Source organism: Streptomyces sp. NPDC043878 (assembly GCF_056435735.1).
In genome coordinates, this window is record NZ_JBWKDW010000018.1 from 42,928 (window position 1) to 62,341 (window position 19,414).

Annotated in this window: 18 protein-coding genes; 8 read left to right on the top strand and 10 right to left on the bottom strand. The window is 70.4% G+C overall.

Annotated features, from left to right (window positions below; translation table 11 throughout):
- Positions 1 to 95: 95 nt before the first annotated feature.
- The 4 genes from AC07AZ_RS24230 (at position 96) to AC07AZ_RS24245 (ending at position 4,043) form a co-directional block, all read left to right on the top strand.
- Positions 96 to 1,046: an ABC transporter ATP-binding protein gene (locus AC07AZ_RS24230; protein WP_478851074.1), complete on the top strand. Its 951-nt coding sequence runs from the start codon at positions 96 to 98 to the stop codon at positions 1,044 to 1,046.
- A 2-nt stretch (positions 1,047 to 1,048) separates the two neighbouring features.
- Positions 1,049 to 1,819: an ABC transporter permease gene (locus AC07AZ_RS24235; RefSeq protein ID WP_478851076.1), complete on the top strand. Its 771-nt coding sequence runs from the start codon at positions 1,049 to 1,051 to the stop codon at positions 1,817 to 1,819.
- A gap of 116 nt (positions 1,820 to 1,935) precedes the next feature.
- Positions 1,936 to 3,174: an ABC transporter ATP-binding protein gene (locus AC07AZ_RS24240; RefSeq protein ID WP_478851078.1), complete on the top strand. Its 1,239-nt coding sequence runs from the start codon at positions 1,936 to 1,938 to the stop codon at positions 3,172 to 3,174.
- Positions 3,171 to 4,043: an ABC transporter permease gene (locus tag AC07AZ_RS24245; protein WP_478851080.1), complete on the top strand. Its 873-nt coding sequence runs from the start codon at positions 3,171 to 3,173 to the stop codon at positions 4,041 to 4,043. Before AC07AZ_RS24240 ends, AC07AZ_RS24245 begins: the two co-directional genes overlap by 4 nt.
- 19 nt (positions 4,044 to 4,062) lie before the next feature.
- Here the strand turns inward: AC07AZ_RS24245 and AC07AZ_RS24250 are convergent, their stop codons facing one another.
- Complete coding sequence (locus AC07AZ_RS24250) at positions 4,063 to 4,395, bottom strand: ATP/GTP-binding protein (protein ID WP_478851082.1); 333 nt, start codon at positions 4,393 to 4,395, stop codon at positions 4,063 to 4,065.
- A gap of 222 nt (positions 4,396 to 4,617) precedes the next feature.
- Between AC07AZ_RS24250 and AC07AZ_RS24255 the strand changes: the two genes are divergently transcribed.
- Complete coding sequence (locus AC07AZ_RS24255; protein WP_478851084.1) at positions 4,618 to 5,646, top strand: LLM class flavin-dependent oxidoreductase; 1,029 nt, start codon at positions 4,618 to 4,620, stop codon at positions 5,644 to 5,646.
- Positions 5,647 to 5,729: 83 nt separating this feature from the next.
- Here AC07AZ_RS24255 and AC07AZ_RS24260 read toward each other — a convergent pair whose 3' ends face one another.
- A complete protein-coding gene (locus AC07AZ_RS24260; RefSeq protein ID WP_478851086.1) occupies positions 5,730 to 6,122 on the bottom strand; it encodes an SCO5389 family protein in 393 nt (130 codons plus the stop codon).
- 303 nt (positions 6,123 to 6,425) lie between these two features.
- On the opposite strand from AC07AZ_RS24260, the gene nucS reads away from it, so the two are divergent.
- Positions 6,426 to 7,097, top strand: coding sequence for an endonuclease NucS (gene nucS, locus AC07AZ_RS24265; RefSeq protein WP_478851088.1), 672 nt, complete (start codon positions 6,426 to 6,428; stop codon positions 7,095 to 7,097).
- A 112-nt stretch (positions 7,098 to 7,209) separates the two neighbouring features.
- Here nucS and AC07AZ_RS24270 read toward each other — a convergent pair whose 3' ends face one another.
- The 3 genes from AC07AZ_RS24270 to AC07AZ_RS24280 all read right to left on the bottom strand — a co-directional run bounded on the left by AC07AZ_RS24270 (position 7,210) and on the right by AC07AZ_RS24280 (position 11,354).
- Complete coding sequence (locus AC07AZ_RS24270) at positions 7,210 to 9,756, bottom strand: ATP-binding protein (protein ID WP_478851090.1); 2,547 nt, start codon at positions 9,754 to 9,756, stop codon at positions 7,210 to 7,212.
- Between the two features lie 275 nt (positions 9,757 to 10,031).
- Positions 10,032 to 10,355 carry an STAS domain-containing protein gene (locus tag AC07AZ_RS24275; RefSeq protein ID WP_478851092.1) on the bottom strand — a complete coding sequence of 108 codons (324 nt, stop codon included), beginning with the start codon at positions 10,353 to 10,355 and terminating at the stop codon, positions 10,032 to 10,034.
- Positions 10,356 to 10,505: 150 nt separating this feature from the next.
- Positions 10,506 to 11,354, bottom strand: coding sequence for a 3-hydroxyacyl-CoA dehydrogenase family protein (locus AC07AZ_RS24280; RefSeq protein ID WP_478851094.1), 849 nt, complete (start codon positions 11,352 to 11,354; stop codon positions 10,506 to 10,508).
- A 325-nt stretch (positions 11,355 to 11,679) separates the two neighbouring features.
- Here AC07AZ_RS24280 and AC07AZ_RS24285 point away from each other — a divergent pair, with 325 nt between their 5' ends.
- Together AC07AZ_RS24285 and AC07AZ_RS24290 are read left to right on the top strand one after the other, a co-directional pair.
- Entirely contained in the window at positions 11,680 to 12,252 is a 573-nt protein-coding gene (locus AC07AZ_RS24285) for a cob(I)yrinic acid a,c-diamide adenosyltransferase (RefSeq protein WP_478851096.1), read from the top strand.
- A 220-nt stretch (positions 12,253 to 12,472) separates the two neighbouring features.
- Positions 12,473 to 14,293, top strand: coding sequence for a glycosyl hydrolase family 18 protein (locus AC07AZ_RS24290; RefSeq protein WP_478851098.1), 1,821 nt, complete (start codon positions 12,473 to 12,475; stop codon positions 14,291 to 14,293).
- A 46-nt stretch (positions 14,294 to 14,339) separates the two neighbouring features.
- Here AC07AZ_RS24290 and AC07AZ_RS24295 read toward each other — a convergent pair whose 3' ends face one another.
- From AC07AZ_RS24295 to atpA, 5 genes are all read right to left on the bottom strand, one after another.
- Positions 14,340 to 14,786: a DUF2550 domain-containing protein gene (locus tag AC07AZ_RS24295; RefSeq protein WP_478851100.1), complete on the bottom strand. Its 447-nt coding sequence runs from the start codon at positions 14,784 to 14,786 to the stop codon at positions 14,340 to 14,342.
- Between the two features lie 130 nt (positions 14,787 to 14,916).
- Positions 14,917 to 15,291 carry a F0F1 ATP synthase subunit epsilon gene (locus AC07AZ_RS24300; protein ID WP_478851102.1) on the bottom strand — a complete coding sequence of 125 codons (375 nt, stop codon included), beginning with the start codon at positions 15,289 to 15,291 and terminating at the stop codon, positions 14,917 to 14,919.
- A 125-nt stretch (positions 15,292 to 15,416) separates the two neighbouring features.
- Positions 15,417 to 16,853 carry a F0F1 ATP synthase subunit beta gene (atpD, locus tag AC07AZ_RS24305; RefSeq protein ID WP_478851104.1) on the bottom strand — a complete coding sequence of 479 codons (1,437 nt, stop codon included), beginning with the start codon at positions 16,851 to 16,853 and terminating at the stop codon, positions 15,417 to 15,419.
- Positions 16,853 to 17,770: a F0F1 ATP synthase subunit gamma gene (locus tag AC07AZ_RS24310; RefSeq protein WP_478851106.1), complete on the bottom strand. Its 918-nt coding sequence runs from the start codon at positions 17,768 to 17,770 to the stop codon at positions 16,853 to 16,855. The genes atpD and AC07AZ_RS24310 overlap by 1 nt, the downstream gene beginning before the upstream one ends.
- Positions 17,771 to 17,791: 21 nt before the next feature.
- Positions 17,792 to 19,381 carry a F0F1 ATP synthase subunit alpha gene (atpA, locus tag AC07AZ_RS24315; protein ID WP_478851108.1) on the bottom strand — a complete coding sequence of 530 codons (1,590 nt, stop codon included), beginning with the start codon at positions 19,379 to 19,381 and terminating at the stop codon, positions 17,792 to 17,794.
- Positions 19,382 to 19,414 lie beyond the last annotated feature (33 nt).

Here is a 19,414-nt window from a genome sequence, read left to right on the forward strand (position 1 = left end):
GCACCGGTGACCTCCGGGCATCCGGCAGCTGAACACCTGCGAAGCCCTCTGCCACTCCGGTGGCAGAGGGCTTTGCCGCGTTCTAGCGTGGCCGCATGATCGAGCTTGAGGGCCTGACGAAGCGGTACGGCGACAAGGTGGCGGTCGACGACCTCACCTGCACCGTCAGACCCGGCATCGTCACGGGCTTCCTCGGGCCGAACGGCGCCGGCAAGTCGACGACCATGCGGATGATGCTCGGCCTCGACCGCCCCACCGCCGGTGACGTCCGCATCGACGGCACGCACTACGACCGGCTCAGGGACCCGCTGCGCCACATCGGCGCCCTGCTGGACGCCAAGGCCATGCACGGCGGCCGCAGCGCCTTCAACCACCTGCTGTGCCTGGCCCAGAGCAACGGCATCCCGACGAGCCGGGTGCACGAGGTGCTGGACACGGTCGGTCTCACCTCGGTCGCGAGGAAGAAGGCCAAGGGCTTCTCCCTCGGCATGGGCCAGCGGCTCGGCATCGCGGGCGCGCTGCTCGGCGCCCCCCGGATCCTGATGTTCGACGAGCCGGTCAACGGCCTGGATCCCGAGGGCATCCACTGGATCCGCAACCTGATGAAGTCCCTCGCGGCCCAGGGGCGGACCGTGTTCGTGTCGAGCCACCTGATGAGCGAGATGGCGCTGACCGCCGACCACCTCGTGGTCATCGGCCAGGGCCGGCTCCTCGCCGACACCTCCATGGCCGACTTCATCGACCGGAACTCGCGGTCGTACGTCCGTATCCGCTCCCCCCAGCGCGAGCGGCTGCTCGACGTGCTGCACGGGGCGGGGGTCACCGTGGTCGAGGCGGGCAGCGGCACGCTGGAGGTCGACGGCGGCAAGTCCGAGCACATCGGGGAGCTGGCCGCGCAGCACCAGATCGTGCTGCACGAGCTGAGTCCGCAGCAGGCCTCCCTGGAGGAGGCGTTCATGCGGCTGACCGCGGAGTCGGTGGAGTACCACGCGCATTCACAGGAGCCCGCGGACCGGCCCTGGGGCGACGACTGGACGAGGAGCTGAAGATGGCGGCGATCCAGGTCGTCCGGTCCGAGTGGACCAAGATCCGGTCGGTGGCGTCCACGGTGTGGACGCTGTCCCTCGCCGTGGTCGTCACCCTCGCGCTCGGCATGCTGATCTCGGCGCTGTCGCGCAACGAGTTCGACAACATGAGCGCCAGGGACCAGATCTCCTTCGACCCGACGTTCATCAGCTTCGCGGGCATGAGCCTCGGGCAGCTCGCGATGATCGTGTTCGGGGTGCTCGTCGTGTCGAACGAGTACAGCACCGGCATGATCCGCACCTCGCTGGCCGCCGTACCGCAGCGCGGCACGTTCCTGTTCAGCAAGATCGCGGTGGCCACCGGGCTGTCCCTCGCCGTGGGCCTGGTGACCAGCTTCCTCGCCTTCTTCCTCGGGCAGGCGATGCTCGGCTCGCACCGGGCGTCGATCGGCGACACGGGGGTCCTGCGCGCGGTGCTGGGCGGCGGCCTCTACATGGCCCTGATCGCGATGTTCTCGATGGGTGTCGCGGCGATGCTGCGCTCGCCGATGCTGTCGCTGGGCATCCTGATGCCGTTCTTCTTCCTGATCTCCAACATCCTCGGCAACGTCTCGGCGACGAAGAAGATCGGCCGGTTCCTGCCGGACCAGGCCGGCAGCAGGATCATGCGGGTGGTGACCCCGCTCGACGACGACACCCCGTACGGCCCCTGGGGCGGGCTCGGCATCATGGCGCTATGGGTGCTTGCGGCTCTTGCGGGCGGATACGTCTTGCTCAAACGGCGGGACGCGTAGCCGGCCCGCCGGGCCTTTGCCTTCCCTTGGGTGGAACCGTCAGCTCCCCGATAAGCTCCTAACCCTTACGGGGGGCGTGTGCCCCGCTGTCCTGAACCTTTCGATGGGTGCGGAGCATGATCGAGGCAGTCGGCCTGACCAAGCGCTACGGCGACAAGACCGCTGTGTACAACCTTTCCTTCCAGGTGCGGCCCGGTGCCGTCACCGGTTTCCTCGGACCCAACGGGTCGGGCAAGTCGACGACCATGCGGATGATCCTCGGCCTGGACAACCCCACCTCGGGGCAGGTGACGATCGGCGGCTTCCCGTACCGCAAGCTGCCCAACGCTCCCCGCCAGGTCGGCGCCCTGCTGGACGCCAAGGCGGTGCACGGCGGCCGGCACGCCCGCAACCACCTGCTGAGCCTGGCCCAGCTGTCGGGGATCCCCGCCCGCCGGGTGGACGAGGTGCTGGGCGTCGTCGGGCTCCAGGACGTGGCGAGGAAGCGGTCCAAGGGCTTCTCCCTGGGCATGGGCCAGCGGCTCGGTATCGCGGCCGCGCTGCTCGGCGACCCCCAGGTGCTGCTGTTCGACGAGCCCGTCAACGGCCTCGACCCCGAGGGCATCCTCTGGGTGCGCAACCTGATGCGGGCCCTCGCGGCGGAGGGCCGGACCGTGTTCGTGTCCAGCCACCTGATGAGCGAGATGGCGCTGACCGCCGACCACCTGATCGTCATCGGGCGCGGGCAGCTGCTGTCCGACATGAGCGTGCGGGACTTCATCTCGGCGAACTCTGCCGACTTCGCGCGCGTGCGGACGCCGGACGGCGAGCCGCAGGTGCGCGAGAAGCTGACGGTCGCGCTGACCGAGGCGGGCGGCCACGTCATGCCGGAGCAGGACGGCGCACTGCGGGTCACGGGGCTGGCGCTGCCCAGGATCAGCGACATCGCGCACGACTCCGACGTACGGCTGTGGGAGCTGTCGCCGCACCAGGCCTCGCTGGAGGAGGCGTACATGCGGATGACGCAGGGCGTCGTCGACTACCGCTCGACCACCGACCAGAAGGCCGGGCTGATGCAGCAGCTGCCGCCCGGTACGCAGCCGCCGACGCCGGTGCCGGGGCAGGGCCAGCCCGGCTGGTACGCCCCGCCGCCGCCCCAGCACGGCGGGCAGCCGTTCTCGATGCCGCAGGGACAGCCCGCGCCGCAGGCACCTCCCGGGCTGCCGGGGCAGCCGCCGCCCGGGCCGTACGGCGCTCCCGGCGGGCCGGGTGCCGCCGCGGGCGCGGGTCATCCCAACCCGTACGCGCAGCCCCCGGCCCCCGCCCTGCCCACCGCCCCCGCAGCCGACCTGACCAAGCCCGAGGACGCCCGATGAGCACCCCCCAGCCCCCGACGCAGCAGGGCGCGCCCGCCTGGCAGGCGGCGCCCGGTCCCTCGTCGTACCCCACCTACACCTCGCCGATCCCGGTGGTGCGCACGCACCTCGGGCACGCGCTCGCCTCCGAGTGGACGAAGATCAGGTCGGTGCGCTCCACGATGTGGACGCTCGGTGTGTTCGTCCTGCTGGTGGTCGGCATCGGGCTGCTGACCGGGGTGGTGGTCGGCTCGTCGAGTTCGGACCTGTCGGGTGAGAGCCCGCTGTCGATGGGCTTCTTCGGGCTGCTGCTGGGCAGCATGTGCCTCATCACGCTGGGCGTGCTGACCACGGCCTCGGAGTACGGCACCGGCATGATCCGCACCACGATGACCGCCTGCCCGAGCCGCGGCCGGGTGCTGGCGGCGAAGGCGATCGTGTTCTTCGGGGTGGCGTTCGCGGTCACGCTGGCCGCCTCCTGCTTCGTGGCCCTGGTGCAGATCCCGCTGCTGGACGGCACCGGCGCCAAGGACCCGACGGGCCAGGAATGGCTGAAGGCCACGGTCGGCGTCTCGCTCTACCTGGCGCTGCTCGGCCTGCTCTCGCTCGTCGTCGGCTCGATCATCCGTCACTCGGCGGGTGCGATCACCATCATGATCGGCGCCGTGCTGGCCCCGCTGGTGATCGCGCTGTTCATGTTCTCCCGGTCACTGGAGGGCGTGCGCCAGGCCCTGTTCGAGTACTCGATCCCGAACCAGCTCAGCGTCTTCTACTCCAACTCCCTGACGGACACGGGTCCCTCGGGCTGGGACCCGCTGTGGATCGTCCTCGGGGTGACGGCGGCCGCGTTCGCCGGTGCCTACGCGCTGCTGGAGAAGCGGGACGTGTAGGGACGGGACGACGACGGCGTCAGAACCTCGGCGCGTTACGGGACCGCTGCACCCGCGTGGTGCGGCGGTCCTTCGCGTTCCAGCACGCCTTGTGCCAGTGTCGGCGGTCTTCGACGCCGGCGTGCTCGGGCCAGGCCACGAGGTGCGGGACCCCGGAGGCGATCATCTGGTCGCAGCCGGGGCAGCGGTAGGTCTTGCCCTGCGCGCTCGCCCCCGCCACCTGGCGCACGCTCCACTCCTCGCCCCGCCAGTTCTCCGCGGCCTGCCAGCCCCCGTAACGGCCCGGGCGGTCGTCCTCGGCGCCGCGGGCGGCCGGGGCGGCTTCCTTGGGTCGGTTGCGACGCGGGGACACGGGACACCTCACGGGGCTATACAGGATGCAGGGGCCGCGTCCAGCCTACGCGGCACGGACAGGGGCAGGCGTAGGGGACCAACCCGCTCAAGTCACCCACCCACGCCCCCCATTCTGCAGACAATCCGCAAATCTCTTCGCCAGGCCGTGTCCTCGGCACGTGTCACACGGTTATGCCCGGTGGGGGAGCTCCGCGTCGGAGCCAAGGAAGCAGGAAGAGCGATGCGCGTAGGAAGTTTCGTGTTGGCCGCCCAGTTCCCGGGACAGGGCCAGGGGGAGGCGCTGCACCGCGCGGTCCGCTCGGCCGAGGTGGCCGAGGAGGCGGGGCTCGACACGGTCTGGCTGGCCGAGCACCACTTCGTGCCGTACGGCACCTGTCCGTCGGCGATCACCCTGGCGGCCCTGCTGCTCGGCCGCACCCGCCGCGTCCGCGTGGGCACCGCGGTCAGCGTGCTGCCCACCGTCCATCCGGTGGCGCTCGGCGAACAGGCCGCGCTGCTGCACGTGGCGAGCGGCGGGCGCTTCTCGCTGGGGGTGGGGCGCGGCGGGCCGTGGGTCGACCTGGAGGTGTTCGGGGCGGGCCTGGAGGCGTACGAGAAGGGGTTCCCGGAATCACTCGATCTGCTGGTGCGCTGGCTGCGCGAGCCGTCGGTCGGGGCCGCCGGGGACCGCTACGCGTTTCGCGAAGTGCCCGTCGTACCGCGGCCGTCGGAGTCCCTGTCGGAGACGGCGGGTCCCGAGGTCGTCGTCGCCTGCACCTCCCCGGCGAGTGTGCGCCTCGCGGCCGAGCGCGGGCTGCCGATGCTGCTCGGGATGCACGTGGGGGACGAGGAGAAGGCCGAGATGGTCGCCCTGTGGCGGCGGCTCGCGCGCGCGGCCGGCCGGCCGGCCGAGGAGATCCTCGGCGCGGCCCATGTGTCGGCCGGCGTGTGCGAGATCGCCGACCGGCGCACGGACGCGGTGGAGACACTGACGAAGGCGATGCCCGGCTGGCTCAGGCAGGGCCTGGAGGCCCATGTGACGGTGGACGGGCGGCAGCGTTCGATGCGCGACCCGCTGGCGTACACCGAACTGCTCTGCGGGCTGCACCCGGTGGGCACCCCGCGGCTGTGCGCGGACCGGCTCGCGGCGACCAGCGAGCGCACCGGCATCTCGCGCTTCGCGCTGCTCGTCGAGGGCTCGGGGGACCTCGCCGCGACCGAGGAGAACCTCAGGCGACTGGGGGCCGAGGTACTTCCACACCTCGGCTGAATATGCCCCCCGCGGACCGCTTGCCGCCCCGGTACCGAATGCACCTCCCACGTACGGAGCGGCAAGCAGGCGGGCTCACCGCGTCAGCAGTCCCTGAACTCCGGTGACTGGTTCAGCAACTGACTGCGCACCGAGGTGAAGCGGGCCAGTGTCTCGTCGACCGAGGAGTCAGCCGGGAACACCGCCACCCGGTGGCAGTTCTGGAAGGCCAGTCGCACACCGAAATGCCTCTGCAGCGCACCGCGTATCGCGTCACTCGCAAGTGCACGCAGCAGCTGACCGCGTGCCTGCTCGTCCGGCGGAGGCGTCTGGTTGTCGGCGAACTGTCCGCCGTCCACCTTCAGCTGGGCCACCAGGGAGCTGATCATCTCCCATGCGTAGGGCAGGGAGCTCCGGACGCAGTCGACGAATTCCGCTTCGTCGACCTCGCCTCGCTCGGCCTGTTCGAGTAGGGCCGGTGAGACGTCGAGCGACATGGGTTCTCCTCTCGCACCCCCGATGAGCAGGGGTTGCCGGACAGATGAGGGAGTCCGCGATGCCGAACACGCTGAGTACACATCTCGCGACCTCCCGTTTATACGGTAAGCAGCCGACGGGGGCGGCACCAGGAGATTGCGCACATAGGGCGACCTCAATAGGCACACAATCGGCCACTGGTGAACAGGGGTGACCCGGGTCTTCCACAGCCACAGGCGCGGCCCGCTCCGGCCCTGCCGGACAGGGCGGGCGGAGGGAGGCGAATCGCGTGCACCCCGGCCCGTCGAGTAGCGTTGCCGACCATGCGTCTCGTCATTGCCCGCTGCTCCGTCGACTACGCGGGCCGGCTCACCGCCCACCTCCCCTCCGCACCCCGGCTGATCCTGGTCAAGGCGGACGGAAGCGTCTCGATCCACGCGGACGACCGGGCCTACAAGCCCCTCAACTGGATGTCGCCGCCCTGCACCCTCAAGGAGGGCAGCGGTGACGAGGAAGGCGTCTGGACCGTCGTCAACAAGGCGGGCGAGAAGCTCATCATCACCATGGAGGAAGTCCTCCACGACTCCTCGCACGAACTCGGCGTCGACCCCGGCCTGATCAAGGACGGCGTGGAAGCGCACCTCCAGGAACTCCTCGCCGACCGCATCGACACGCTCGGCGAGGGCTACACGCTCATCCGCCGCGAGTACATGACGGCGATCGGACCGGTCGACATCCTGTGCCGGGACGCGGCCGGGCAGACCGTCGCGGTCGAGATCAAGCGGCGCGGCGAGATCGACGGCGTGGAGCAACTCACGCGCTATCTGGAGCTGTTGAACCGCGATCCGCACCTCGCCCCGGTCCGCGGTGTCTTCGCCGCGCAGGAGATCAAGCCGCAGGCCCGCGTCCTCGCCACCGACCGGGGCATCGGCTGCCAGGTCCTCGACTACAACGCGCTGCGGGGCATCGAGGACGACAAGCTGCGGCTGTTCTGACCGACGGGCCCCCGGGCGGCCGTACCGCGCCGCCCGACGGCCCTTCAGGAGTCACGGCGGTCACGGGCCGGGTCCGGCGGACGGACCCGGCCCCACCGCGTCCGGAGGGGCGTCAGATCAGCGGGTCCGAACCGGTCGGCGGCGTGTCCTGACCACCGCTCACCGGGGCGCTCGCCGAACCGCTCGTCGCGGCGGGGGCGCTGGAGGCGGGACCGCTGGCGGAGTTGGACGTCGTCGGGCCACCCGTCGGAGTCACGGGAGTCGTTGGAGTCGTGGGGGTCGTCGGAGTGGTCGGCGTCGTGGGCGTGGTGGGCGTCGTCGGAGTGGTCGGTGTGGTGGGGGTCGTCGGAGTCGTGGGCCTCCTGGTCGGCGACGTGGACGGCGAACTCGGCGCACTGCTCCCCGGCCCCCCCGTCCCGCTCGGATCGTCGGAGGGTCCCGCAGTCTGCTCCGGCGTCGGGTCGTCCGTCGTGCCGAGCGTGCCGTCCGGGCCCGGGTCGGTCGGCCGGCTCGTCGCCGGGCCGGTGTCGCCTGAGCCCGTGCTGTCCTTCGCGGTCTTGTCGGCGCCCAGGCTGTCGTCACCGCCGCCCTGGCTGGCCGACGGGTTGACGCCCACCCGGTCGGACGGGTCGTTCGCGTCGTTGTTGGAGGTGGCGCCGAGCGTCACGACCGTGCCCAGCACGGCCACCAGCAGCGCACCCGCGCCGGCCGCGACGAGGTTGCGGCGGGCGTAGGCCCGGATGCCCCGCTCCTCCCGCTTCGGAGCCCGCGGCGCGGCGGACTGGTGGACGACCACGGACGAGGTGTCACGGGCCGGCGGGCGCAGGGGCGGGAAGGGCGTCGGTGTGCCGCCCGCGGGGGACGCCGACTCGTCGTGGCGCGCCTCGGACGTCTCCTCGCCCGCCGCGGAGCCGAGGCCGGCCACGAGGCCGGGGCCGGAGGCCGTGCCGGAGCGGTCGGAGACCAGGGTGAGGGCGCGGCGGCTCGCGACGGTGCCGCGCTTGTCGGCGAGGGCGCCGCGCAGGCCGACGGAGGTCTCCAGTTCGCTGCGGGCCCGGTCGAGCTGTCCGCCGCACAGCGCGAGGACACCGAGCTCGTGGTGGAAGTACGCCCGCTCGGCGACGTCCTCCGCGAGCCGGCCGGACTCGTCGCCGAGCTGCAGCGTCTGCTCCCAGGCGCTCCAGTCCAGTCCTGCGGCGAACGCGGGCGCCGCCGTGCGGGCCAGCTGGACGGTGGCGCTCTCCTGGCCCTCGCCCGGGGCCGTGGTGGCCGGCGCGAGCACGCCGAGGGCGGCGAGCAGGGCGTCCGACTCGGCGCACACCCGCTCCGGGCCGACCGAGGGGTGTCCGGCCCACCAGGTGTAGTGCTGGGCGGCGGACAGGGCCAGGGTGTCGGCCTCGTCGCCGTATCCGGCGGCCTCCAGCTGGGTCTGGACGCCCGCCGCGAGCCGGTAGCGGGCGCCGACCGGGGAGACCAGTCCGCAGGCCACCAGTTCACCGAGGGCGGCGTCGGCGTGGGTGTCTCCGACGAGCGCGGGCAGGTGCGCCTGGTGCGGCACCTCCCCGCCGAGCGCGACGGCGAAGCGCAGGGTGGCCCGCGCCGAGGCGCTGAGCCGGGCCGCGAGCAGCGGGGCGGGCGCGGCGGCCTCGCCGAGGGAGGGCAGCGGGACGCTGTCGCCGTCCTCGGTCTCCACGGGGACGTCGGTGACCTGCGCGTCCGCGAAGACGCCGAACTCGTCGACGGCGCTCGTGCCGGCCCGCACCTCGTCGCGGCGGCGGAGCAGGGCACCGGCCTGGACGAAGCGCAGCGGCAGGCCCTCGGACTCGAACCAGAGGTCGCCGGCCCAGTTGGCCTCCTCCTCGGTGAGGACGCGGCCGACGGAGCGTTCCAGGAGTTCCAGGCCGTCGGCGCGGTCGAGACCGCCGAGCACGACCTCCTCGACGGCGGAGCCGGCCGACGGGGCGGGCACGTCGGGGGTGGCGGCCATCAGGAAGGCGCACTCGGGGGTGGCCTCGATGAGCTCGTCGAGGGCGGTGCCGCCGAACTCCAGGTCGTCGAGGACGACGACCGCGCCGACGTCCCTGAGGCAGGCACGCAGTTCGTCCGGGCCGGGGCGGTACCGGGGAGCGTCGTGGACGGCGTGGAAGAGCCCGTGGAGCAGGTCGTCCGGGGAGCGGCGGAAGCCGGTGAGGCGGATCACGCCGTCGGGGGCGAGGTCCTCGCAGTCGTCGGCGACCAGGGCGAGGAGGCTGGTGCGGCCGGAACCGGCGGGTCCGGTGAGGCGAACGGAACGGCCGCGGGCGAGCAGGCGCACCAGTTGTTCGCGTTCGTCCTGGCGGGCCAGGAGGGGCAGCGCGGTGGGTGTCGGGCCGGGCGGGACGGGCGGCCTCGCGGCACGGGCGACGTCGAAGCGTTCGGCGAGGGTGCGCTTACGGGGCCGCTCCGGCCGTTCGCCCGGCGGGCAGGTCTCTATCTCGCTGCCGTCGACGGGGTTGACGGTGAGCAGGAAGTCACCGGCGACGAGCTGTACGGTGCGGGCGAGCGCGGGAGCGTGCTGCCCGAAGTCCGCTGCGAGGGACTCCCTCGACTGGCGCTGACGCGGCGTGTCGCCGCCGGCGTCATGGCCGTGCTCCTCGGGTCCCCGGTTGTTCGGGTCCATAGGTTCGAGCCCCCCAAAAGCGTCGTGTGCCGAGCCCCTCCCGGCCTTGCCGCACACCGCGCTGTCGCTTCTGGTCCGGGCCCGCTCAAGGGTTGTCACGCAGCGGGCGACCGAACCTTAAACCTTTGGTCAGTATCTCCGACAGTCCGGGGTACCGCGCCGTCCGGGACATCACAGTCTCATGAGGATTGCCCGCGTCCGGTTCGGGGTGCTCCGCCCGGGTCTCCCCCGCCCGCCGCGCCACACCAGTGGCGCGCGTCACATCGGGAGGGGCGTCACACGCGGGGCAGGGACTCCACGCCGATACCGCCCTCGATCGCCAGGATGCGGTGCAGCCGGGTGGCGACCAGCAGGCGCTGCATCTGCAGCGGTACCTCGCGCAGGACGAGCCGGCGGCCGCAGCGGCCGGCGCGCCGGTGTGCTCCCATGATCACCCCGAGCCCGGTGGCGTCCCAGGAGTCCAGCTCGGACAGGTCGAGCACGAGGTCGCCGACCCCGTCGTCGACGGCCGAGTGCAGGACCGTACGGGCGTCCGCCGCGCTGCGGACGTCGAGGCGGCCCCCGACGACCAGCTCGGCGTGGTCGCCCCTGATGAACATATGCGCTCCCCGAGAGTGCGTGCGTGCTCCGTGTCTGATGTCTTCGGTGATGCAACCTCTGACGGTGTGAGAGCCTCAGAGGTTGCCGTCCGTGAGCGAACCGATACCCAATTCACTCGGGCGGGTGATACGCCCGAGGTGCGTGCGGTTTCAGTGCTTGTAGAAGCCCTGCCCGCTCTTGCGTCCGATGTCACCGGCGTCAACCATCCGGCGCATCAGCTCCGGCGGTGCGAACTTCTCGTCCTGGGACTCGGCGTAGATGTTGCTGGTGGCGTGCAGCAGGATGTCGACGCCGGTCAGGTCCGCCGTGGCCAGCGGGCCCATCGCGTGGCCGAAGCCCAGCTTGCAGGCGAGGTCGATGTCCTCGGCGGTGGCGACGCCCGACTCGTAGAGCTTGGTCGCCTCGACGACGAGCGCGGAGATCAGACGGGTGGTCACGAACCCGGCCACGTCCCGGTTGACGACGATGCAGGTCTTGCCGACGGACTCCGCGAACTCCCGCGCGGTGGCCAGGGTTTCGTCGCTGGTCTTGTAGCCGCGGACCAGCTCGACGAGCTGCATCATCGGCACCGGCGAGAAGAAGTGCACCCCGACGACGCGTTCCGGGCGCTCGGTGGCCGCCGCGATCTTGGTGATCGGGATGGCGGAGGTGTTGGAGGCCAGCACGGCGTCCTCGCGCACGAGCTTGTCGAGCGCGCGGAAGATCTCGTGCTTGACCTCCAGCTTCTCGAAGACGGCCTCGATCACGACGTCGGCGTCCGCGACGGCGTCCAGGTCGGTGGTCGCGGTGATCCGGGAGATGGCGGCGTCGGCGTCGTGCGCCTCCAGCTTCCCCTTGGCGACGAACCGGTCGTAGGAGGCCTTGATGCCGTCGGTGCCGCGGGTCAGGGCCTCGTCGGTGACGTCGCGCAGGACGACGTCCCAGCCCGCCTGTGCGGAGACCTGGGCGATACCGGAACCCATGAGCCCGGCGCCGATGACGGCAAGCTTCCGTGCCACTGTGCGACTCCCCTGTGAACGCTTACACACTGTTGACGTATGCCTCTTCGGCGGACACTAGCGCTCGCGCGACGACGTGTGACCGCTAAGTAATGCGCGTCACGTCTCATCTGACGGACGTCACACCGGCAGGGGTCACCGCACCCCTCGTACGGCCTAGTTGAGCCCCTTTTCGCGTGACAACTCCGCTATGTCGCCGAGGAGCGCGAGCGTCCGGACGTGACACTTCGTCCGGATTGCGCCCGGCGGCGGTCCCACGGCCGGCCGGCACCGCGGGCGGGCCCGCGCGTCGCCCGGAGGGGTGCCGCGTAACTACGCTGGCCCCATGGTCAATCTGACGCGCATCTACACCCGGACCGGCGACCGGGGCACCACCGCACTCGGCGACATGAGCCGGGTCGCCAAGACCGATCTGCGGATCTCCGCGTACGCGGACGCCAACGAGGCGAACGCCGTGATCGGTACCGCGATCGCCCTCGGCGGTCTGGACGAGGAGGTCGTGAAGGTCCTCACCCGCGTCCAGAACGACCTGTTCGACGTGGGCGCGGACCTGTCGACGCCGGTGGTGGAGAACCCGGAGTTCCCGCCGCTGCGGGTCGAGCAGTTCTACGTCGACAAGCTGGAGGCGGACTGCGACCGCTTCAACGAACGGCTGGAGAAGCTGCGGTCCTTCATCCTCCCGGGCGGCACCCCGGGCGCGGCCCTGCTGCACCAGGCGTGCACGGTCGTACGGCGGGCGGAGCGCTCCACGTGGGCCGCCCTGGAGGTGCACGGCGAGGTGATGAACCCGCTCACGGCGACCTACCTCAACCGTCTGTCGGACCTGCTCTTCATCCTGGCGCGCACGGCCAACAAGGACGTCGGGGACGTGCTGTGGGTCCCTGGCGGGGAGCGCTGAGGGCGGCTCCCCGCACGTCAGCCGCCCGCGGGGCCCGCCGAGGTGAGGTCGTCGGGCCCAAGCGGTGGCGCTGTCACGAGAGTTGGGGGTCCACCGCACATACCGGAGCAGTGGTCCAGACCTATTGACCTATGGTCCAGACCTTTCTATTCTCGCGGCACTGTGGGGTGTGAAGGCTCAGTCACGCCCCCTCCGACGATCCCCGACGAGGAGGCGCAGCATGCGCTTCAGACACAGAGCCGCGGCAGGGTTCGCGACACTGCTGCTCCCGCTGGCCGGTCTGGTCGGCCTCGCGAGCCCCGCCCAGGCCGCGACGACCGCCACCGCCACCTACACCAAGAGCTCCGACTGGGGCACCGGCTTCGAGGGCAGGTGGACGGTGAAGAACACCGGCACCACCGCCATCAGCTCCTGGACGGTCGAGTGGGACTTCCCCTCCGGCACGTCCGTCACCTCCGCCTGGGACGCGGACGTCACGTCCTCTGGCACCCACTGGACGGCGAAGAACAAGTCCTACAACGGCTCCCTCGCCGCCGGCGCCTCGGTCTCCTTCGGCTTCAACGGCGCGGGCTCCGGCTCGCCGTCCAACTGCAGGCTGAACGGCGACAGCTGCGACGGCACGACCGTCCCCGGTGACGCCTCCCCGTCGGCGCCGGGCACCCCGACCGCCTCGTCGATCACCGACACCTCGGTGAAGCTCGCCTGGAGCGCGGCCACCGACGACAAGGGCGTCAAGAACTACGACGTCCTGCGCGACGGCGCCAAGGTCGCCACGGTGACGACCACCTCGTACACGGACACCGGACTCACCGCCGGCACCGACTACTCCTACACCGTCCGGGCCCGGGACACCGCCGACCAGACCGGTCCGGCCGGCGGCGCGGTCGCGGTGCACACCACCGGCGGCACCACTCCCCCGCCCAGCGGGAACAAGGTCAAACTCGGCTACTTCACCGAGTGGGGCATCTACGGCCGCAACTACAACGTCAAGAACCTGGTGACGTCGGGCTCGGCCGCCAAGATCACGCACATCAACTACGCCTTCGGCAACGTCACAGGCGGCCAGTGCGCGATCGGCGACTCCTATGCCGACTACGACAAGGCCTTCACCGCCGACCAGTCGGTCAGCGGCGTCGCCGACACCTGGGACCAGCCGCTGCGCGGCAACTTCAACCAGCTGCGCGAGCTGAAGGCCAAGTACCCGAACATCAAGGTGCTGTGGTCCTTCGGCGGCTGGACCTGGTCCGGCGGCTTCGCCCAGGCGGCCGCCAATCCGGCCGCGTTCGCCCAGTCCTGCTACAACCTGGTCGAGGACCCGCGCTGGGCCGACGTCTTCGACGGTATCGACATCGACTGGGAGTACCCGAACGCCTGCGGCCTGTCCTGTGACACCAGCGGCGCGGCGGCCTACAGGAACCTGATGCAGGCCCTGCGCGCCAAGTTCGGCACCGGCAACCTGGTCACCGCGGCCACCACGGCCGACGGCACCTCCGGCGGCAAGATCGACGCCGCCGACTACGCGGGAGCGGCGCAGTACGTCGACTGGTACAACGTGATGACGTACGACTTCTTCGGCGCGTTCGACGCGGACGGCCCGACCGCCCCGCACTCCCCGCTCACCACCTACAGCGGCATCCCGCAGGCCGGGTTCACCACGGCCGACGCGATCGCCAAGTTCAAGTCGAAGGGCGTGGCCGCGAGCAAGCTGCTCATCGGCATCGGCTTCTACGGCCGCGGCTGGACCGGAGTCACCCAGGCGGCGCCCGGCGGCACGGCGACCGGTCCGGCGCCCGGCACCTACGAGCAGGGCATCGAGGACTACAAGGTCCTCAAGACGTCCTGCCCGGCCAACGGCACCGTCGCCGGCACGGCCTACGCCTACTGCGGCAACAACTGGTGGTCCTACGACACCCCGGCCACCATCGGATCGAAGATGGCGTGGGCCAGGAACCAGGGTCTGGGCGGCGCGTTCTTCTGGGAGTTCAGCGGCGACACCAGCAACGGCGAACTGGTGAGCGCGATCAACAGCGGACTGTCGTAGGAGAACCAGGCGGCATGGGGGAGCCCCAACCGACGAGTGAACGTGGCTACGCCACGTTCACTCGTTGTCCGGGCGGGGCTGCCTCGAGCCACGCGAGAAACCCGGTCAGCGCGTCTTCACTCATGGCGAGTTCGAGGCGCGTGCCCCGGTGCAGACAGGTGAGGATCACCGCGTCGGACAGCAGGGCCAGCTCCTCCTCGCCCTCGGGGACGCGGCGGCCGGCCACCTCGATCGAGGCGCGCTCCAGGACGCGGCGAGGGCGGGGCGCGTAGGAGAAGACGCGGTACCACTCGATGCGGTCGCCGTTGTAGCGGGCGACGCCGTAGCTCCAGCCCTTGCCGCTGATGTCGGTCTTCTCCGGTACGTCCCAGCGCAGACTGCAGTCGAAGGTTCCGCCGGAGCGCTGGATGAGTCTGCGGCGCAGGCCGAAGACGAACAGCCCCAGCACCACTAGGGCCACGACCACACCGCACACAGTCAGAGCGAGGACCATCGACACCGACCTCCTCGTCTCCTAGGTAACGGAATGGAAAAAAGACCCGTATTCGCCTCAGCCGCGGCTGGGTGCCGGATTCCTCCGGTCCCAGCCGCGGCTGAGTGACGTCATCGTGTGGCGGGCGGGATCAGTGCCCCGCCGCCGCACGCAGTCGGACGTCCGCGCGACGCTCGGCGGAGGCGTCACCTTCGGCCTTCGCGCGCTCCAGCTCCCGCTGCGCGCTCTGGACGTCGATCTCGTCCGACAGCTCGGCGATCTCGGCCAGCAGCGACAGCTTGTTGTCGGCGAACGAGATGAAACCGCCGTGCACCGCGGCGACGACCGTTCCACCATCACTCGTACGGATGGTCACCGGGCCCGACTCCAGCACACCGAGCAGCGGCTGGTGACCGGGCATGACGCCGATGTCGCCGGACGTGGTGCGCGCGACGACCAGGGTGGCCTCGCCGGACCAGACCTCACGGTCGGCCGCGACCAGCGCGACGTGCAGCTCAGCAGCCAAGGGTGGCTCCTCGGGTCACCACCCGGCGGTAGTGCCGGGTGTTGGGGTCAATTCTAGTAGGCGTACGAAGAGGGGCGGGACACACCCCGCACGGGCGCACCCCGCCCCTCCTCACGAGCACGTGCTCAGGAGACGCCGAGCTCCTTGGCGTTGGCCTTGAGGTCCTCGATGCCACCGCACAGGAAGAACGCCTGCTCCGGGAAGTGGTCGTAGTCGCCGTCGATGATCGCGTTGAACGCGGTGATCGACTCGTCCAGCGGCACGTCCGACCCGTCGACGCCGGTGAACTGCTTGGCGACGTGGGTGTTCTGGGACAGGAAGCGCTCCACGCGACGGGCACGGTGGACGGTGAGCTTGTCCTCCTCGCCCAGCTCGTCGATACCGAGGATCGCGATGATGTCCTGGAGGTCCTTGTACTTCTGCAGCACCGTCTTGACGCGCATGGCGGTGTTGTAGTGGTCCTCCGCGATGTACCGCGGGTCCAGGATGCGGGACGTGGAGTCCAGCGGGTCCACGGCCGGGTAGATGCCCTTCTCGGAGATCGGACGGGAGAGCACCGTCGTCGCGTCGAGGTGGGCGAAGGTGGTGGCCGGGGCCGGGTCGGTCAGGTCGTCCGCGGGGACGTAGATCGCCTGCATCGAGGTGATCGAGTGACCACGGGTCGAGGTGATGCGCTCCTGGAGGAGACCCATCTCGTCGGCCAGGTTCGGCTGGTAACCCACCGCGGAGGGCATCCGGCCGAGCAGGGTCGAGACCTCGGAACCGGCCTGCGTGAAGCGGAAGATGTTGTCGATGAAGAACAACACGTCCTGCTTCTGCACATCGCGGAAGTACTCCGCCATGGTCAGACCGGCCAGGGCCACGCGCAGACGGGTGCCCGGGGGCTCGTCCATCTGACCGAAGACCAGCGCGGTCTTGTCGATGACGCCGGATTCCGCCATCTCCTCGATGAGGTCGTTGCCCTCACGGGTGCGCTCGCCGACACCGGCGAACACGGAGACACCGTCGTGGTTGTTGGCGACGCGGTAGATCATCTCCTGGATGAGCACCGTCTTGCCGACGCCGGCACCGCCGAACAGGCCGATCTTTCCACCCTTGACGTACGGGGTGAGAAGGTCGATGACCTTGACGCCGGTCTCGAACATCTCGGTCTTCGACTCGAGCTCGTCGAACCGCGGGGCCTTGCGGTGGATCGACCAGCGCTCGCCGTCGTAGGTCTCGTCGGTGTTCAGCACCTCACCGAGGGTGTTGAACACCTTGCCCTTGGTGAAGTCGCCGACCGGGACGGTGATGCCCGTGCCGGTGTCGGTCACCGCGGCCTGGCGGACCAGACCGTCGGTGGGCTGCATCGAGATGGTGCGGACCAGGCCGTCACCCAGGTGCTGGGCGACCTCCAGGGTCAGCGTCTTCAGCTCGCCGTCCTTCGCCGGGTCGGCGACCTCGACGTGCAGGGCGTTGTAGATCTCCGGCATCGCGTCGACGGGGAACTCCACGTCGACGACCGGGCCGATGACCCGGGCGACTCGGCCCGTGGCAACGGCCGTCTCAACAGTGGTCGTCATTACTTGTCACTCCCCGCGGTCGCGTCGGCGAGGGCTGCGGAGCCACCGACGATCTCGCTGATTTCCTGGGTGATTTCGGCCTGTCGGGCCGCGTTGGCAAGTCGGGAGAGCGTGGTGATCAGGTCTCCCGCGTTGTCGGTGGCCGACTTCATCGCGCGGCGGGTGGCGGCGTGCTTGGAGGCGGCCGACTGCAGCAGCGCGTTGTAGATACGGCTTTCGACGTACCGGGGCAGAAGGGCGTCGAGGACGTCCTCCGCCGACGGCTCGAAGTCGTACAGCGGAAGGATCTCGCCCTTGGCGGACGACTCCTCCGCGACCTCTTCGAGGCGGAGCGGCAGCAGCCGGCTGTCGACGGCCGTCTGCGTCATCATCGAGACGAACTCGGTGTAGACGATGTGGAGTTCATCCACGCCGCCCTCGGCCGTGTCCTTCTCGATGGCCTCGATCAGCGGACCCGCGACCTTCTTGGCGTCCGCGTACGTGGGCTCGTCGGTGAATCCCGACCACGACTCCACGACCTTGCGCTCGCGGAAGTTGTAGTGGCCCAGACCACGGCGGCCGACGATGTACGTGTCGACCTCCTTGCCCTCGGCCTCGAGACGCTCGGTCAGCTGCTCCGCCGCCTTGATGGCGTTGGAGTTGAAGGCGCCGGCCAGACCGCGGTCGCTCGTGAGGAGCAGCACCGCGGAACGGGTCGCCGTCTCCGCCTCCGTGGTCAGCGGGTGCCTGGTGTTCGAACCGGTGCCGACCGCCGTGACCGCGCGGGTGAGCTCGGTCGCGTACGGCGCGGAGGCCGCCACCTTGCGCTGCGCCTTGACGACGCGCGAGGCGGCGATCATCTCCATCGCCTTGGTGATCTTCTTGGTCGCGGTGACGGATCGGATGCGACGCTTGTAGACCCGGAGCTGGGCTCCCATGAGTCAGGTCCCTTCCTTACGTCACTTGGCCGCGGCCGGGGCGTCCTCGCCGAGAAGCCTGCCGTCCGAGGTCTCGAACTGCTTCTTGAACTCGACGATCGCGTCGGCGATGGCGGTGAGGGTGTCGTCCGACATCTTGCCGCCCTCCTTGATGGAGGTCATCAGGCCCTGCTCCTTGCGGTGCAGGTACTCCAGCAGCTCCTTCTCGAAGCGGCGGATGTCGGCGACCGGGACGTCGTCCATCTTGCCGGTGGTGCCGGCCCACACGGAGACGACCTGGTCCTCGGTCGGCATCGGCTGGTACTGGGCCTGCTTCAGCAGCTCGACCAGTCGCTGACCGCGCTCCAGCTGCGACTTCGACGCGGCGTCCAGGTCGGAACCGAAGGCGGCGAACGCCTCCAGCTCACGGTACTGGGCGAGGTCCAGACGAAGTCGGCCGGAGACCTGCTTCATCGCCTTGTGCTGCGCGGAACCACCGACTCGGGAGACGGAGATACCGACGTTCAGCGCGGGGCGCTGACCGGCGTTGAACAGGTCCGACTCCAGGAAGCACTGGCCGTCGGTGATGGAGATGACGTTGGTCGGGATGAACGCCGAGACGTCGTTGGCCTTCGTCTCGACGATCGGCAGACCGGTCATCGAGCCCGCGCCCAGCTCGTCGGAGAGCTTCGCGCAGCGCTCCAGCAGACGGGAGTGCAGGTAGAAGACGTCACCGGGGTAGGCCTCGCGCCCCGGCGGACGGCGCAGCAGCAGGGACACGGCGCGGTAGGCGTCGGCCTGCTTGGAGAGGTCGTCGAAGATGATGAGGACGTGCTTGCCCTCGTACATCCACTGCTGGCCGATGGCCGAACCGGTGTACGGCGCAAGGTACTTGAAGCCGGCCGGGTCGGACGCCGGGGCGGCGACGATGGTCGTGTACTCCAGCGCGCCGGCCTCTTCGAGGGCGCCACGCACGGAGGCGATGGTCGAGCCCTTCTGGCCGATGGCGACGTAGACGCAGCGGACCTGCTTCTTCGGGTCGCCCGAACGCCAGTTGTCGCGCTGGTTGATGATCGTGTCGACGGCCAGGGCGGTCTTGCCGGTCTGGCGGTCGCCGATGACCAGCTGACGCTGGCCACGGCCGATCGGGGTCATCGCGTCGACGGCCTTGTAGCCGGTCTCCATCGGCTCGTGCACCGACTTGCGGGCCATGACGCCCGGAGCCTGCAGCTCCAGGGCGCGGCGGCCGGACGTCTCGATCTCGCCGAGGCCGTCGATCGGGTTGCCGAGCGGGTCCACGACGCGGCCGAGGTAGCCCTCGCCCACCGCTACGGACAGGACCTCGCCGGTGCGGGTGACCGGCTGACCCTCTTCGATGCCGCTGAACTCACCGAGGACGACCGTACCGATCTCGCGCTCTTCGAGGTTGAGCGCGAGACCGAGGGTGCCGTCCTCGAACTTCAGCAGTTCGTTGGCCATGGCCGAGGGGAGGCCCTCGACCTTCGCGATGCCGTCGCCGGCCAGCGTGACCGTACCGACCTCCTCGCGCGAGGCCGCGTCCGGCTTGTACGACTGGACGAAGTTCTCCAGCGCGTCCCGGATCTCATCCGGCCGGATCGTGAGCTCCGCCATCTGGGTTCCCTGCTCTCCTTGTTGGGCCCGAAG

What these genes read in the sequence shown, in the direction of transcription:
- AC07AZ_RS24230 (WP_478851074.1), top strand. Translation starts at nt 96, where the DNA reads ATGATCGAGCTTGAGGGCCTGACGAAGCGGTACGGCGACAAGGTGGCG.
- AC07AZ_RS24235 (WP_478851076.1), top strand. Translation starts at nt 1,049, where the DNA reads ATGGCGGCGATCCAGGTCGTCCGGTCCGAGTGGACCAAGATCCGGTCG.
- AC07AZ_RS24240 (WP_478851078.1), top strand. Translation starts at nt 1,936, where the DNA reads ATGATCGAGGCAGTCGGCCTGACCAAGCGCTACGGCGACAAGACCGCT.
- AC07AZ_RS24245 (WP_478851080.1), top strand. Translation starts at nt 3,171, where the DNA reads ATGAGCACCCCCCAGCCCCCGACGCAGCAGGGCGCGCCCGCCTGGCAG.
- AC07AZ_RS24255 (WP_478851084.1), top strand. Translation starts at nt 4,618, where the DNA reads ATGCGCGTAGGAAGTTTCGTGTTGGCCGCCCAGTTCCCGGGACAGGGC.
- AC07AZ_RS24260 (WP_478851086.1), bottom strand. Translation starts at nt 6,122, where the DNA reads ATGTCGCTCGACGTCTCACCGGCCCTACTCGAACAGGCCGAGCGAGGC.
- nucS (WP_478851088.1), top strand. Translation starts at nt 6,426, where the DNA reads ATGCGTCTCGTCATTGCCCGCTGCTCCGTCGACTACGCGGGCCGGCTC.
- AC07AZ_RS24270 (WP_478851090.1), bottom strand. Translation starts at nt 9,756, where the DNA reads ATGGACCCGAACAACCGGGGACCCGAGGAGCACGGCCATGACGCCGGC.
- AC07AZ_RS24275 (WP_478851092.1), bottom strand. Translation starts at nt 10,355, where the DNA reads ATGTTCATCAGGGGCGACCACGCCGAGCTGGTCGTCGGGGGCCGCCTC.
- AC07AZ_RS24285 (WP_478851096.1), top strand. Translation starts at nt 11,680, where the DNA reads ATGGTCAATCTGACGCGCATCTACACCCGGACCGGCGACCGGGGCACC.
- AC07AZ_RS24290 (WP_478851098.1), top strand. Translation starts at nt 12,473, where the DNA reads ATGCGCTTCAGACACAGAGCCGCGGCAGGGTTCGCGACACTGCTGCTC.
- AC07AZ_RS24295 (WP_478851100.1), bottom strand. Translation starts at nt 14,786, where the DNA reads ATGGTCCTCGCTCTGACTGTGTGCGGTGTGGTCGTGGCCCTAGTGGTG.
- atpD (WP_478851104.1), bottom strand. Translation starts at nt 16,853, where the DNA reads ATGACGACCACTGTTGAGACGGCCGTTGCCACGGGCCGAGTCGCCCGG.
- AC07AZ_RS24310 (WP_478851106.1), bottom strand. Translation starts at nt 17,770, where the DNA reads ATGGGAGCCCAGCTCCGGGTCTACAAGCGTCGCATCCGATCCGTCACC.
- atpA (WP_478851108.1), bottom strand. Translation starts at nt 19,381, where the DNA reads ATGGCGGAGCTCACGATCCGGCCGGATGAGATCCGGGACGCGCTGGAG.